Genomic DNA, 14,586 nt, shown 5'->3' on the forward strand with positions numbered 1-14,586 from the left:
TGGGCACTCTAACGGTGCAACGCTCGCCACATCCATGGGTTGGCCACAGTGAGTGCCAGCTCATGAACTTTGAGTAGGTCAAAAATCGAACGCCTGAACCAGCTCTTACAAAGTGCTGCTGGCCCCACTCCGTGCGGGTGATCCACCCGTTGCATGCCTCAACGTCGCGGACATGTCCGGTACGGTTGACTGCTGGTCACCGCCCCTACGCCGCCTCTTCGTCGAAGCCGGGTGGCCGTCCGCCGTGTGAGCCTTTGCGTAGGCGGGCGGCGTGGCTTTCGGTCTTCTCCGGGATGGTGTGCCGGATGCCCGTCGGCGTAGGTACTCGCGGCAGGGCCCGTCGCTGTATGCCTTGTCCGCTGCCAGGCTGTCCGGCTTCTTGCGGGGCCTCCCCGGCCCAACCCGCGGGACGCGGATCTTCTCAAGCACGGGCTTGAACTGGGTGCAGTCCGCCCGCTGGCCCGGCGTGACGACCAGGGACGACGGGCGGCAGCGGCCGTCCGCGCTCAGGTGGATCTTGCAGGTGAACCCGCCCCGCGAGGCCCAGGTCCCCACCTCCAGCACCCCTCCACCAGGCGGCTGACGAGACTCTGCCACGGCGTCTCGTCCTGGTGTTCTACCACCTCGGCCCCCTTTGAGCGGGCGCCGGAGGTGGGTCGGTGCGGGCGCCGGCCGCATGCTGGTGAGCGCGGGCGATGGTGGAGTCGACTGAGATGTCCCAGTCGATCTCATCTGCCGCGTCGGCGGCAGCCTGGGCCTGGTGGAGCAGAAGCTCCCACGTTCCATCCGCGGACCACAGCCGGTGGCGTTCATAGACGGTCTTCCACGGGCCGAACCGTTCGGGCAGGTCACGCCACTGCACGCCGGTCCGCACCCGGTGCAGGATCCCGTCGATCACCCGCCGATGATCCCGCCACCGGCCACAACGACCGTTGCTGACCGGCAGAAACGGCCGCAGCCGCTCCCACTCGGCATCCGTCAGATCCCCTCGCCCCATGTTCACGTCAACGACCCGGACACAGAGTAGTCACATGATGGGCCGAATGAATCATAGGGCCTGTGCAGGTTCTGCTTTGCGATGCTTATCGCCCGTTCGGGGTTTGGGCGCCGAATGATGTTCGCGAAGATATCGGGGGCGTCGCTGTTGTCCCCAGACGTATATGTGTACGCAACAATGAGGGAGAACGGTATGGAGCCATTAGAACTCCACCGCGCAGTTGAGGCAGGACGGGCGACCGCTTCGGAGCTGGGGCTTCAGGTCGACGATGTGGTCGTTATCCACAACTCGGACCGCGTCGCGCTGCGCCTGGTCCCTTGCGGTGTTCTGGCTCGCGTCGCACCTTCGGGGCATCTGGCTGATTCCGAGTTCGAAGTAGAGGTTGCTCACCATCTCGCCGACGTCGACGCTCCGGTGGCTGAGCTCGACCCTCGGGTCGGGTCCCGAGTCTATGTGCGTGATGCCTTCGCCATCTCGCTCTGGACCTACTACGAACCTGTGGGATCAGAGATCGCGTCGGCGGACTACGCAGACGTGCTCCTACGGCACCATGCGGCCCTGCGCCAGATCGATCTGGACGCACCGCATTTCACCGATCGAGTCGCCGTGGCACTGAGAGAGGTGAACGACCGGGAGCAGTCACCCGAGCTACCCGATCCTGACCGGGAACTCCTCAGCAACACACTCAGTGAACTGAGCGCCGCGATCAGCATCGACAAAGCCGACTACCAGCTGTTGCACGGCGAGCCGCATCCGGGCAACCTCCTGAACACGAGGAGAGGGCCGCTTTTCGTAGACCTCGCCACGTGCTGCCGTGGGCCGATCGAGTTCGACCTCGCCCATGCGCCCGAAGAAGTGGGAAAGCACTATGCGGGGGCTGACCACGGCCTGATTCACCGGTGCCGCGCCCTGAACTGGGCGATGTTTTCGGCCTGGCGCTGGCGCCGAGACGACCAAATGCCCGACCGGGACCACTGGAGGGTGGAGGGGCTCAACCAGGTTCGTGTTGCACTCGATCGCTGCGGACTGGGCTGAACTCGAGACAGAGGGGCTGCTGGGTTCCGATCCGCTGCGCCGTTTGAGGTATCTCGGCACGGTGCAGCGGTCGAACTCGGCCAGCTTGAGAGGACATCTCATCCCCTGGCCCCGTACCCACAGTAACAACCCGGAGACGGACTAGTCACATGATCGGCCGGACAAGTCCTAGGCACAGCAAGGCTCGGCCCGACCGCCATACTGTGTCGATACCGAGTCCCTGCCGACGTTCAGAGCATCGTGGATGCAGCGCTTACGCGCCGCCCAGAGCCCTCATAGCACCATCCGTTTCTGTTGAAGTCCTCACTGCCCGAACTCAGAAGGATCACGCAGCCCATCGGAGACTGCCTGCCGCTGATGTTCCGAAGCGGCCCCGGAACGAGCCAGGGCGCTGGTGAGTTAGGCGCACACTTGGCCCGTGTGACATATCGTCAAATCAGCAGCTAGAACGGTTTATTCGCATGGCCGACCCGCCCGAGCGAAACCAATGGGGCGCCGACATGGCAACGCCCCATCACCCCAGCGATGTCCCGGACTTGTCTCGCGCCTTGCTTCGCCTGCTCGGCCCAACTGAAGTAGCCGTCAAGCCCGTCGGCGCGGCTTGTCCCGTTCGCGGGCCCGCTGCGGGCGGGAGATCTGCGGAGGCTCCTGCCTGCGGATGACGTCGCGCAACGAATGGATAGCGCGCACGGCCTTCTCGGCCTCCTTGCAGACGGCGGGGATCTTCCGCACGATGAACACGGGAACCATCCGGTCTCAACTCCCCGGCAGTGGACTGCCAGTGCGTCGGCGGGGATAGGTGCATCGACCGCCGAACGGACCGGGTGGGGCGGAGCCGCCGTAGTACTCCGAGCCGGGGAAAGCCCGGAGCATGGGGAAGGGCGGCAGCGGGATCGAGAGGGGAAGGATGCTGCAATGCCGAAAACGCACCGCTGAATAGCGGCGCTCTGCTGGAAGCGGCCCGACTGGGTCCGCGTCAGCGGGTATCGGAGATGCAGGCCAAGCTTCACCGTTGGGCGGCGGCCGATGCTGGCCGCCGGTTCGACGATCTGTTCAACTTCGTGCACGACCCGGCAACGCTGCTCGTGGCGTTCGACCGGGTCGCTGGCAACCGGGGAGCCAACACGCCCGGCATCGACGGCCTGACGGCCGCCGACGTCGAGGAAAGGATTGGCATCGCCGGATTCCTGGATGACCTTCGTGCCCAACTCAAACAAGGTACGTTCCGGCCCCTGCCGGTGCGGGAGCGCACCATCCCCAAACCGGGTGGGTCGGGAAAGGTGCGGCGACTGGGGATTCCCGTGATCGCCGACCGGGTCGCCCCAGAACCCGCCGGGCACGCCACCCGCGACGCCGGCGACGCCATGCCGCCCGCCTACTGGGCGTTCCACGCCCTGTACCACCAGCCCTACTTCGAGTACGCCCACGTGCAGCTCGGCAACGAGGACGAGGCCAACGAACTGGTCGACGGAACGTTCGTCTTCATCGCCGTCATCTGGACCACCCTCACCAAGAAAGAGAACCTCGGCGCCTACGCCTGGGCGCTGCTCAAGGAACGCGTCGCTGCCGAGCTGGTGTTGCAAGGCCGCGAGCCCGCAGCGGCCGAAACCCTGGCCTTCGAACGCGCCGTACAGGCGGCGACCAACCCGATACTCGACGCATTTCGCGCCCAGTTCCGCGAAGAGTACGCACTCGACGACCAGGTTACGGAACTCGAAAACGGCCTGGGGCTGTATGCCGCAATGGCCCGCCTGCCGGAGCGTCAGTTTGATGTCATGGTCCTCAGGCACGCCCTGGACTTCGACACCAAGACCACAGCCCTGGTCATGGGGATCAAAGAGACGACGGTCCGCTCCACCCACCGGACGGCCAAGCGCCGAATGGCCATCGACATGGGGCTGGCCCGCGACGAAGACGCCGACGATGAGGAGTGACAGACCCATGCGCCGCGCACCGCGCACCATCGAAGAGGCCCTGGAACGCGCGAGGGTCTTCGACGGCCGCTACACCGCGGCGCACATGGAAAACTCCCGGCGCCGCATCACCGAGAAGCTCACCGAGCTGCGCTGGATGCAGCTGTTCGCCGGACCCGGCTCACCCGCCGGCCGCCCGGCCGGAGGACCACCCGCGGCACTGCACGAAAGGGCCGCTCACGACCTGCGCGCCCTGTGCCAAGGCGTCATCCACGACGCCGATGCCGCACGCCGAATCGCCCGCTTCGACACCGCCCGCGACCCGGGCGGTGCCCTGGCCTTCGCCTGCCTGCTCGTCTTGGCCGACAAAGAGGAAGGCGCCCAGTTCTGGTGGCAGTTCGCCGCCGGAGCAGGCAACGCCACCTCCGCCGTGTGCCTCTACCTGCTGCACCTGCGCCGCGGCGAACTGCGCGACGCCCAGCACTGGGCTCAGCAGACCGCCGCCCTCGAAGATGAGCCCTGCCAGTACACCCCAGTGGCACACGAAGTCTTCGAACCCGCCCCCCCGGTCATCGGTGTCACGGTGCATATCGCCTTTCCCGAAGACGGCGCCGTCGTATCCGAGGATGCGGTCAGGGACGCCTTGCAGGACCTGGATGTTGGCCAGGTCGACGGCTTCGGTCCCATCCCACAACCGAGCCCCGACCTTGCCCGCCAGCTCAAAGGCCTCGTCGCAACCACCCGCTGAGCACAGCTAAGGACGCTGCCCGCCCGCTGGGGCGGGCAGCGTGTCATCGACCTCGGCGCACTACGGGGCGGGCTCGTAGACGACCGTCGTACTAGGTGTACTGCCCAGGCAGGTTGGTTGAGTTTGTGCGACGACACGGTCTGAATCTGTGAGATGGCGAAGGCCTCCGGTTGTGGAGTGGAGCTGTCTAGTAGGACTCCGTTACGTCCGTCTGTCGGTCCTAGTCGGGGGCATGTGTAGGGGTGTGGATGCACATGAAGTGAACCGTGCTCGGGCGAAGTTGGCGTTATTCGTGGCTGATGTGTTCGCCTCGGTACCGCGGAAGGACCAGCGGGCCAAGAGTGACTGCTATCTGCGGGGTCTGATGCTGGACGGGCGGCGTAAGTCGATCCAGCCGATGGCGGAGCGGCTGCCGGACGGCAATGAGCAGAACCTGCAGCAGTTCGTGAACCAGTCGACGTGGGATCCGGTGCCGGTGCGTCGGCGGATCGCGCAGCGGATGGTGACGCAGGTCGGCCCGGACGCCTGGGCGATCGATGACGTGTCGTTCCCCAAGGACGGCCGGATGTCGGTGGCGGTCGCGCCCCAGTACTGCGGAGCGCTCGGCAAGCAGGCGAACTGCCAGGTCGCGGTGAGCGTGCACGCGGTCTCCGACACGGCGTCGTGTCCGCTGCAGTGGCGTCTGTTCGTGCCTGAGGAATGGGCGGCGGATTCCGTCCGTCGGCGCAAGACGGGGATCCCGGAGGAGATCGGGCACCGGGAGAAGTGGCGCCTGGCCCTGGACAGCATCGACGAGCTGGCCGAATGGGGCCTCGTCCCGCCGGTGCTGGTGGCCGACGCCGGCTACGGGCAGAACGCCGACTTCCGTGACGGGCTGGAGCGTCGGGGCATCGGCTACGTGGTGGCGGTCCGCTCAGATGTGACCGCTCACCCGCACGATGCGGTGCCTGCGGTCCCGCCCTGGTCCGGCAACGGACGCAAGCCGCAGCCCCGTTACCGCGACAAGCCGTCCCCGGTCGCCTCGCTCGCGGCCGGCCACGGGCGACAGGCTTTCACCGAGGTGACCTGGCGGGAGGGCTCTCGAGGCCGGATGCGCTCGCATTTCCTGGCCCTGCAGGTACGGCCGGCCGGCATCAAATCCCGCCGCCTCGCCCGGGCCGCCGCCGCAGACCCAGGCAGCTGGGACGGCGTCCTGCCCGAGGTGACGCTGCTGGTCGAATGGCCCGCGGGCGCCGAGGCACCCACCGATTACTGGCTGTCCAATCTGCCCGACACACACTCCCTCGCCGAGCTGGTCCGCCTCGCAAAGATCCGCTGGCGCATCGAGCACGACTACCGGGAACTCAAGCACGGCCTCGGCCTGGACCACTTCGAGGGCCGTTCCTGGAACGGCTGGCACCACCACGTCACCCTGGTCACCGCCGCCCACGCGTTCCTCACCGAACAGCGCCTGGCCCCAAAAGCCGATACAGCGGACTCACCCTCTACCAGATCCTCGACACCATCCAGGACCTGCTGAACTGCTGGACCGGCACCTGCACCACCTGTCACCGCCCCCTGCCCAACAAGAGGCCACCAAGATCAAGACAGACCTAACGGAGTCCTACTAGTGCCGTATCAGGCAACGTTCGCCTCGCGGGTGGAGCGCGGAGAAGTAAATCGGTGGGGTGATGCAGGGGAATCTGCCACGATCACCGCATGGGCGCATTGGATGCAGTGGCAGGCAGGGTTGCTGGCGGGGCCATCGTGACGTTCCGGCCCAGCGGCTCCTCGATGGTCCCGCTGATACGCAGTCGGCAGCAGGTGGTCGTTGCTCCGGTCGACCCGTCGAAGTTGGTGGTCGGGGACATCGTCCTCGCCCGAGTCGCCGGGACGGTCTACTTGCACTTGGTGCCATCCGTGGACCCTGCCAGGAAGCGAGTGCAGATCAGCAACAACCGTGGCCGCGTCAACGGCTGGACCAGCCACGATCGTGTCTTCGGTATTCTGTGTGGCAGTCGACGGCGTCACCCGGTCAGGAGTCGCAGGCAAGACTGTCGCGGCCGACCCCAACGACTCCTCCTGAACCTGACGCTCCAGGGGCATCGGGCCGTCAAGCTATGCGGCTGGCAGAACGAGTGCGCGTTCGCGAGATCGATGACGACGAGGGCTGGCGGATACTGCGGATGATCCGCAGAGGCACGGGCTCCGTGGTGACTTGGCGGCGCGCGCAGATGGTGCTGCTGTCCGCTCAGAGGATGACCGCGGCGAAGCCCTGCCGGCCTGGCTCCATCACTACAATCACCACCGCCCCCACACCGCAACCAGCGGCAAACCACCCATCACCAGGTTGGCCAACGTCCCTGGGCAGTACAACTAGGGCACGCCTCCGCATCTGAACCAGAGCGGCCAGCTCGTCCGCGTCAACGGTCAAGCCCCACCGCTTCTTCGTCCCGGTCCACTTCGATAGGTACCGGCACGTCACCTCGGAGTTCGGCAGCCACTCAGCCCTTGTCGGCCTTGGCGCGGTTCGAGCCCACCGACACGGCAACGAGAGAACGTGTCGGCGCCCAGGTCGTTGGCGTAGATCACGTCGACTCCGGGATGGTCTGCCAGCCACCGTGCGACCGTCTTCACAGACCTGCCGGGCAGCAGATCCACCGGGCGGCGCTTTCCGTAGACGTGCCCCTGGCGCAGCGCGAACTCGTCCACGCCCAGTACCCGCGGTGTAGGTGTCGTTGGCTCGGCCAACTGGCGTATCAGCCGCCGCAACTTCGATCGGCTTGCTCTGACTTCAAGGGTGTTCGCAAGCGGGGAACCAGCGCGGTCGGCCAACATCAGGGCCAGCTGCTGCAGGTGACCTGGGTGGTGGAGTAGCGGTGGTTGCCACTGACATTCCGTCTGCAATCCGGCCCTATGGCCCTGCCTGGTGGCTCGGTGCCATTCTCCCGCGGCCCCACGCTATGCCGAAGGCGTCGCAGTGGGCAGCCCGCGGGCTCCCCGGCGCTTGGCCCCGTCGAGCCGTGCGCCGCGAAGGTCCGCCCCGGTGAGGTCCGCGTTCGTCAAGTCCGCGTTCGTCAGGTCCGCATCGGTAAGGTCCGCCTGGCGGAGATCAGCGCCCGCGAGGCGTGCGCCCGTGAACCTCGCTCCCTTGAAATCGGAGCGGCGGAGATCCGACCCCTCAAGGGTTGCGTTAGTGAAGTCGGTGTATGTGCGGAGATGGGAGAGGTAGCTCAAGCCCCATGTCCTGCTCGGGGCCCGAAAGTCACGGGTGGCATCGCTCAGCTTGACGCCTTTGAGATTGGCGCCGGTGAATTTCGTGCCTAGAAGGGCCACGGAAGTGAGGTCTGCTGACGTCAGGTCTGCATGAGACAGGTCTGCCCCAGCGATGTCCGCCCATTCTAGGTCCGCGTTCGCCAGCCTCGATCCGCCCATGAATGCACCTGTCAGGAACGCATAGCCAAGGTCGGCCCTGGTCAGATCGGCGCCGGAGAGTGTCGCGTAGATCAGAGTCGTTCTGTTCAAGTTGGCATGGACGAAGTTCCCGCCACTGAGCTTTGCCTCGGTCAGAACAGCTTCCGGCAGCTGGGCGCCCCTGAGCAGCGGGCGGACAATCGTCACGCCCGTGAGGTGTGTGTTCGGCAGGTCCAGGGCGACAGGCTCGTAACGCCCAGGTGGTCGCGTGCCCAGCACTCCCATGGCCGCTTGAATGTCGGCCGGCGCCTTGCTTGTCACATCCAGGCCCTGCCCGTCGCCGGGAATCGCGGCGTGATCACGAACGAATGTGGCGAGCACCGACACCACGGTGAGGTGGTCGCGGCTTGAGTCCTGCATGATGCGCTGGAGTGCGTAGATGCCGCCCAGGCGGACATCCATGGATTTGGATCCCAGATTTGTGATCGCGGCGTTGAAGCGATTGGTGATCTGACCCTGCTCGGCGATCCGCAGCTCTTCCTTCGTCTGCCCCACCGCCACCCAGGTGAACAGCACCGCCGCTATGGCTGCCAGCCCAGGGAGGGTTGAAATAGCCACTCCCAGCCACGGGAATCGGGCGGCATTCACGCGATCGTCGCCAAAGCGGGGCCCTCGGCTGCGACGGCTGCGCGTGGCGACACGCCGCTGGCCTGAGCGGCGCAGTCGCCCATGGCCAAGGTTGCCGTTCACTGCTCCAGGAGACTCCAACGATGCTGGCGTCGCATGCTTGCGACACCCGGATGAGTGCCGTCACCGGGTATGGCCGCCTGAGCCGTCATCTCGTCTTCACCGACCGGCTCAGTCCCCCGCCTCCAGCGGTCGGCCATGCCGTACACGTTCAGCCGCACGGATTTCGTTGATCGGATCCCGCCACGACCTGGCTACCCAATCCCTATGTGGCCGCCGACCTTCGCTTACTCGGGAGTGGCGTGAGGCCTTCAGCGAGGCCTGCGGGGCGTCGTAGGGTGATGGCGGCTCGCTTCACCGAGTGCGGACCGGCCTTCTTCAGGGCAGGCCCGCGCGCTTCGCGACCGCGTGTCGGCGTACAAGTGAACGCGCCGGCGCACAGTTACCAAGTACCTGTCGGGCCAGGTTCCCGTCGAACCGCCGTAGAGGGCTCCGAATGGTCAGCCGCGTTCGCGGGTGGACGAGGTCGCACCCGTCACACCCCGCCAGCAGCCCTGTCCTCAGTGGCACCCCCACAACCAGCCACCGACTGAGGAGTCGTCTCAGTTGATCATCCGGCGGTGGCAGATGAGAGCTGTGGCGATCCGACGAATCCCTTGCTGAGCGGTAGCACGCAACGCGCCACCGATAGTGAGCGGACACACGGCTTCATGACCATGAGTGACTGTCAGTGCTGGCTACTAGTCTTGTCTTCAGCGCTTATGAGGGCTAGCCATCCGCACTCCCTGTGTGATCGGACGTTGTCTGACACACTGGAGGATGCGCGCGCAACGCATGGGCTTGTGACGCACGTCGGCTGGTAACGAGGTTTGGGGTGCTCTGAAGGGTGGTGAAGCAAAGTGGATAACTCCGATTTGCGATCATTCCGTGAGACGCTCCAAACCCTTATTGTCGAAAGTGGTTCAAGTAGCGACGTGCTCAGCCAGCTACTCGGAGAGAATCAAGCCTGCCACGAACTTCTAACTGGCGCGAGACTGCCCACTCTTTCTGAAGCAACGTTGCTGGGGGCCTACTTCAACGTGGACCCAAGGATTCTTCGACTGGAGAAACAGCCTTCCTTGGGTGTCAGTTTGAGGCTCGGCAGGGTCGACGGTCTCCACGATGTAACCACAGCTGTGGAGCATGCCACGCGACTCCTCTCGGTTGACCGTTTGACCCGCGAGTGGGGTTTCAAAGAAGCCACAGAAAACCTTTCAAGTTTCTCACCATCGAAGACATGGCATGATCGTCAAGCTGGAGAGATTACAGCGAATCGGCTGCGCAACTTCTTGGATATGGATCCGATCGAACCTGTTGTCGATCTGACAGAGTTCGTCGAAAGTCTAGGATATGCAGTCGAATACCGGCCCCTGCCAAGCGATGTGCACGGCATCTCAGTCCCTGAGGAATGGGATGGCTTCACAGCATGGATAATCTTGATTAACAGTGAAGACGGATGGGGTCGGCAGCGGTTTACGCTTGCCCATGAGCTGTGTCATGTCTTGCAACGAGATGCAGGGCACGTAATCGTTGATCGCGCCACAGTGGACGATAGGCGCGCCGAGCGAATTGCCGACTCTTTCGCCCGTCATTTCCTGCTCACGAACGAATCCGTGGATAATGCCCTCAAGAGTTATGGGCATGTCGATAGCTGGAAGCAAGCGGCAGAGTTGATTTCGTCACTGATGCTCAACTACGGAATTAGTCGAGACGCGACGCTTATCGCGCTACGCGAAAGCCAGGATCAACGAGTCACTGAATCAGCCCTAGACTCTTGCTCTCAGGTCCCGGTGTCGACCATCATGCGAGAATCCGGCAGAATCCATGACTGGATGGAAATGAACCAGACCCGAGGGGTCTCATTTCCTTCCGCGCGTCTCACCACACAGGCGCTAGACGCGTATAGCAAGGGCCTTATCAGTCTGCAATCAGTTGCCGACGTTATCTCCAACGGTGACACCCTTCACGCGGCAAATCAGTTGCGTGAAGCAGGCTGGGAGGACTTTGCGGGGGTTTGATTACCCCGGATTGGCGCTGTCGCATCGACAGCAAGTGGCGTCTGTCATCTCGCATTCAAAGAACGCAGAATCAGCGGGGCGCGCGTCTATCGGGACACTGGCGAACTTTGCAGTTACCTGGGTGAACTGATCGTACAGCTTGGTCGCCCCCAGGGTCCGGTCTGCGCAACCAAGTTCCGCGAGGAGATTGCCCACATGCCTTGAAGGAACGCCGTGGCGCTGTGCTACGCGGCTCGCCCCTCCATCATTCGTCAGCAGGATTGCAGTTCTACCGTGCTCAATGGTGCGGGCAGCGCTGACGATGCTCTCCGCCTCGCCGGCGTGCTTCCACGCTGAGTCCACTTGGCTAGTGGCGACACCCTTCGCCTGATCGGCATCCACTTCGCGCAGCTGACGCAGGACTCGGTCCAGTTTGTCCATCGTGCCAGGCGCCGGGGGGAGTTCGCAGACTCGGATTGCTCCGGAATCAAGCAGTGCTACCACTTGCTCGGCGCTCACGCACATCACGCGGTTTTCGGGCTTTCGCCTTGCGTCGGGGATGTTGGCCTTGAACCTGATCTCCCTACTGACCGCCTCGGCGACGACTAGCGAGGAACCGTAGAGATCCATGATCCTTTCAAGGATCCACGGTCGCTGCCCTAGTGAGCACAAGGTCCCTGTGTCCCCCCAGGCCATGTCAACTGGGGTTTGCCTCTTGGGCAGTTGCGACGCGACCGCGTAACGAACCCTCGGTGCGCTCGCCCTTGGCCGGAGGCTCGGAGGCCGCGGGAGCATCCCCTTAGGTGAGGGAGGCTGTTGTCGGTCCAACTCCCCCTCCATGCCGTCCTGTTCGCGTCGTCGCATGCGCGGGCACGCCTGCTAAGCGTAGCCGTGATGGGCGACGGGTGCACACGTCTCCGGAGTTGTGCTAGTCAGACGATTGGGGGGTGAATCCAGAGCTCGGTTCATCGAAGTCAGCCTGGCTTGCATCGCTCTGCTCGCCAGAGTGGCGGTCGGGACACCACTTCCTCACCGGGCACCAGTCGCAGTGCTTACCCGGTCTAGCTGTCCAGGTGTTATCTCCATGCCAACCCGCCGCTCGGCGGCGAACCTCTCCCCGCGCCATTCTGGCCGCGCCCTTGTCAGCCACTCCCCAGGTGAACACGCGACTGCTGTCAGGGCCAATGACCTCAAGTTCCAGTCGAGTAGTGTCACTCTCGTACGGGCCTCTGTAACCGCTACTGAAAAGGTTTAAGAGCCAAGCGGCTGCGAAAAATCTATCGAAGGCTTCTCCATTGTCTTGCGGCAGTTCCTGCGTCGTCTTCATTTCGCGAATGACCAGCGTTCCATCAATGTCGAGGAAGATCATGTCGGGTTTACTCGCGATGACAACGTCAGCGGTGGCGTCGTATCCATAGACTGGTGATTCGATTGATATCACTTGCGTACCCTCTTTGAGAGGGCAAGTAGTAATGTGGGATACCAAATAGTCGCGGATGGTCGCGTATTCATCCTCCGACAATGTTGACGTGAAGGAGTTCGGGTCGTCGTATTCCCCTAGATCGGATATTGCGCATGGTTGGGAGCGCGAATGTGCAGTCGCTAGCCACCAGTGCACCAATCGACCGCGTTCCGATGCCCGCCCCCACGCATCAGCCTTGGGGATATTCGATTCCAGTGCCAGATACCACTGAGCGGGACACTTTTCGTACGCTTCGATATCTCTGGCGCTCACCGATCTAGTGGCGATTCCAGAATGCGACTGCCCCAGGAAACCATCAAGCCGCTCCAGCCCGCTGCACGAGCCAGCAATCTTGCATTTTCCGCATGCGTGACCCGGGATCAGCGACGTAGCGTCGACTACGTTTCTTAGTTCCGGCAGCGCTATCGCGTTGTATTCTTGGCGCGCCTCTTCAGGGCTTCCGTCGAAGACGGTAGAAATGGAGGCGTCGGCGAGCCCAATCTCTACGACGCGGACTCGAGTGATTTGGTGGCCCGGGCGCATTGCGCCAGCGATGTGGGCGGCCGTGTAGGTCCATCGCTCATTCTTGCTGCCGAGATCCAGTGCGCTCCCGAATCGAAAACGACGTACTTCACGGATCCCGTCTTGGCTTTCGTACAGCGGAGCCCAAGCGGTGAGAGTTCGGTCGCCTTTGGATATTTGCGGATCAAACAGGAGGAACCGCAGTTCACCGACTTCTCCCGCGATGATTTCATGCGCCTCGATGTAGTTCTCAACGGCTTGGATAACAAAGGAACGCACCCCAGGGTGCATTGAGTAGTAAGAGCATCTCTCTTGGACTACTGCTGAGAGGCCCTCCCAAGTGTCGATACGAGGGTCGTTGTGAATCCTGCACGCGACCTCACGGATTACCCGCAGCGTAAAATCGTAGCTGTTATCAAAACGTCGCCGCCAATCGACAGCTTTGATGTCGGGACGCACCTTGATCGCGCCGTGCATGCCACAGCCATTAGGGAGATCTTGGACGTCAGTAGCACTGACCTTCAAGACGTCCCTAGATCCGCTTAGCCGCGCCGTGGGGTGCCATGCCGCCACTCGCTGAGCTCCCATCGCCCTTGGTGGGATGTACCGAGTTCACCAGTCTAAAGGTCAAGTCATGGTGGCCACAGGCAGATTCACTGCCAGGGGTTCCCTGATCGGTGCGGCGTAGTGGGGGTTGTAGTGCCCTCCCCCTCTACCCCTACGCGGCGCGGGCGTTGAGGAGCTCGGCGGGTACGGCGTTCGCGTCGCCGCAGTCCTCGTCGAGGTTCGCGTTGCGGCTCCGCTCATGATCGGCCGGACACCTCAGTGGACACGCTGGCGATGGGCGCCCGCGATCGAGGTCCCGAGCCAGTCGACTGTTGCCATCAAGCCTTCCCGTATCGGTACGGGCTCCGCCGTCGGGAAGAGGGCTCGCAGGCGCGTACCGTCGGCCTGAGAGTGAAGGACATCGCCGACACGCGTGGCTATGTGCTCCCTGCGAGCGCGGAATCCAGTTGCAGCCTCGATCGCAGGTATTAGGTCCAGGAGGGCCAGGCGGGTTCCGAAGGCCAGGTTCACCGGACGGGGTTCGACAACGCGACGCAAAAGGGCATCCTTGAGAACACGGCACGCGGTGCCCACGTACGTAAAGTCCCTCGCCTGAGTGCCGTCTCCGTGCACAGTGACGGGCTGGCCAGTGAGGGTGGCGCTGATCCACTTCGGGATGACGGCGGCGTAGGGATGGTCGGCACGCTGGCCTGGCCCGTAGACGTTGAAGAAGCGGAAGGGCAGAACCGGCAGACCGTAGCTGTGGTGGTACGCGCCCAGGTACGCCTCGGTGGCGAGTTTGGTGACCGCGTACGGGCTCATCGGGGCGGTGGTGAGGTCCTCATGTTTCAGTAGGCGCGGGTTCGCGCCGTAGACCGAAGATGAGGAAGCGGCGATCACGTGCAGGTTGCCTGCACGGCGGGCGGCTTCGAGCACCTGGAGGGTGCCGGTCGCGTTGGCGTGGTGGCTAGCCAGGGGATCCTTCACGGAACGCGGTACGGATGGCAGGGCAGCCAAGTGAACGATCGCGTCCGCTCCGTGAAAGGCCTGGTCCAGGAGAGCAGCGTCCTGGATGTCGCCTTCGATGAAGTGGACGTCGAGACCCAAGAGGTTCTCCTTGGAACCGGTGGAGAGGTTGTCGATCACTCGGATCTGGGTGATCTCGGGGTGCTCGGACAGGGTTCGAGCGAGGTTGCTGCCGATGAATCCGGCGCCACCGGTGATCACGATTCTCATGGGCCTTCCCT

General features: G+C 63.8%; 12 protein-coding genes and 2 pseudogenes. 7 read left to right on the forward strand and 7 right to left on the reverse strand.

Annotated features, from left to right (window positions below):
* Positions 1-105: 105 nt before the first annotated feature.
* Positions 106-732 carry a transposase gene (locus OG905_RS39140; protein WP_443043923.1) on the reverse strand — a complete coding sequence of 209 codons (627 nt, stop codon included), beginning with the start codon at positions 730-732 and terminating at the stop codon, positions 106-108.
* Positions 617-997: an IS5 family transposase gene (locus tag OG905_RS11250; protein ID WP_328682168.1), complete on the reverse strand. Its 381-nt coding sequence runs from the start codon at positions 995-997 to the stop codon at positions 617-619. Before OG905_RS11250 ends, OG905_RS39140 begins: the two co-directional genes overlap by 116 nt.
* A gap of 192 nt (positions 998-1,189) precedes the next feature.
* Between OG905_RS11250 and OG905_RS11255 the strand changes: the two genes are divergently transcribed.
* Positions 1,190-2,032, forward strand: coding sequence for a phosphotransferase (locus OG905_RS11255; protein WP_328667597.1), 843 nt, complete (start codon positions 1,190-1,192; stop codon positions 2,030-2,032).
* A gap of 582 nt (positions 2,033-2,614) precedes the next feature.
* Here the strand turns inward: OG905_RS11255 and OG905_RS11260 are convergent.
* Positions 2,615-2,782, reverse strand: a complete 168-nt coding sequence (locus OG905_RS11260; RefSeq protein ID WP_328667598.1) for a hypothetical protein — start codon at positions 2,780-2,782, stop codon at positions 2,615-2,617.
* A 242-nt stretch (positions 2,783-3,024) separates the two neighbouring features.
* On the opposite strand from OG905_RS11260, the gene OG905_RS11265 reads away from it, so the two are divergent.
* From OG905_RS11265 to OG905_RS11285, 5 genes and pseudogenes are all read left to right on the forward strand, one after another.
* Positions 3,025-3,966 (forward strand): sigma factor-like helix-turn-helix DNA-binding protein, encoded by a 942-nt coding sequence (locus OG905_RS11265; RefSeq protein WP_328667599.1) that lies wholly within the window; start codon positions 3,025-3,027, stop codon positions 3,964-3,966.
* Between the two features lie 7 nt (positions 3,967-3,973).
* A complete protein-coding gene (locus tag OG905_RS11270; protein WP_328667600.1) occupies positions 3,974-4,693 on the forward strand; it encodes a hypothetical protein in 720 nt (239 codons plus the stop codon).
* A 244-nt stretch (positions 4,694-4,937) separates the two neighbouring features.
* Entirely contained in the window at positions 4,938-6,212 is a 1,275-nt protein-coding gene (locus OG905_RS11275) for an IS701 family transposase (RefSeq protein WP_328665437.1), read from the forward strand.
* 586 nt (positions 6,213-6,798) lie between these two features.
* Positions 6,799-6,945 (forward strand): annotated as a pseudogene (locus OG905_RS11280) (IS630 family transposase); the annotation flags it as partial.
* Positions 6,924-7,052, forward strand: a pseudogene (locus OG905_RS11285) (integrase core domain-containing protein); the annotation flags it as partial. The pseudogenes OG905_RS11280 and OG905_RS11285, both read left to right, overlap by 22 nt.
* A gap of 581 nt (positions 7,053-7,633) precedes the next feature.
* Here the strand turns inward: OG905_RS11285 and OG905_RS11290 are convergent.
* Entirely contained in the window at positions 7,634-8,836 is a 1,203-nt protein-coding gene (locus OG905_RS11290) for a pentapeptide repeat-containing protein (RefSeq protein ID WP_328667601.1), read from the reverse strand.
* 836 nt (positions 8,837-9,672) lie between these two features.
* Between OG905_RS11290 and OG905_RS11295 the strand changes: the two genes are divergently transcribed.
* Positions 9,673-10,830: an ImmA/IrrE family metallo-endopeptidase gene (locus tag OG905_RS11295; RefSeq protein WP_328667602.1), complete on the forward strand. Its 1,158-nt coding sequence runs from the start codon at positions 9,673-9,675 to the stop codon at positions 10,828-10,830.
* Here the strand turns inward: OG905_RS11295 and OG905_RS11300 are convergent, their stop codons facing one another.
* From OG905_RS11300 to OG905_RS11310, 3 genes are all read right to left on the reverse strand, one after another.
* Positions 10,831-11,439: a hypothetical protein gene (locus OG905_RS11300; RefSeq protein ID WP_328667603.1), complete on the reverse strand. Its 609-nt coding sequence runs from the start codon at positions 11,437-11,439 to the stop codon at positions 10,831-10,833.
* 298 nt (positions 11,440-11,737) lie between these two features.
* Positions 11,738-13,270, reverse strand: coding sequence for a PD-(D/E)XK nuclease family protein (locus OG905_RS11305; RefSeq protein WP_328667604.1), 1,533 nt, complete (start codon positions 13,268-13,270; stop codon positions 11,738-11,740).
* 345 nt (positions 13,271-13,615) lie between these two features.
* Positions 13,616-14,575, reverse strand: coding sequence for an NAD-dependent epimerase/dehydratase family protein (locus OG905_RS11310; RefSeq protein ID WP_328667605.1), 960 nt, complete (start codon positions 14,573-14,575; stop codon positions 13,616-13,618).
* Between the last annotated feature and the right edge of the window lie 11 nt (positions 14,576-14,586).

The organism is Streptomyces sp. NBC_00322 (assembly GCF_036147535.1).
GTDB lineage: Bacteria > Actinomycetota > Actinomycetes > Streptomycetales > Streptomycetaceae > Streptomyces.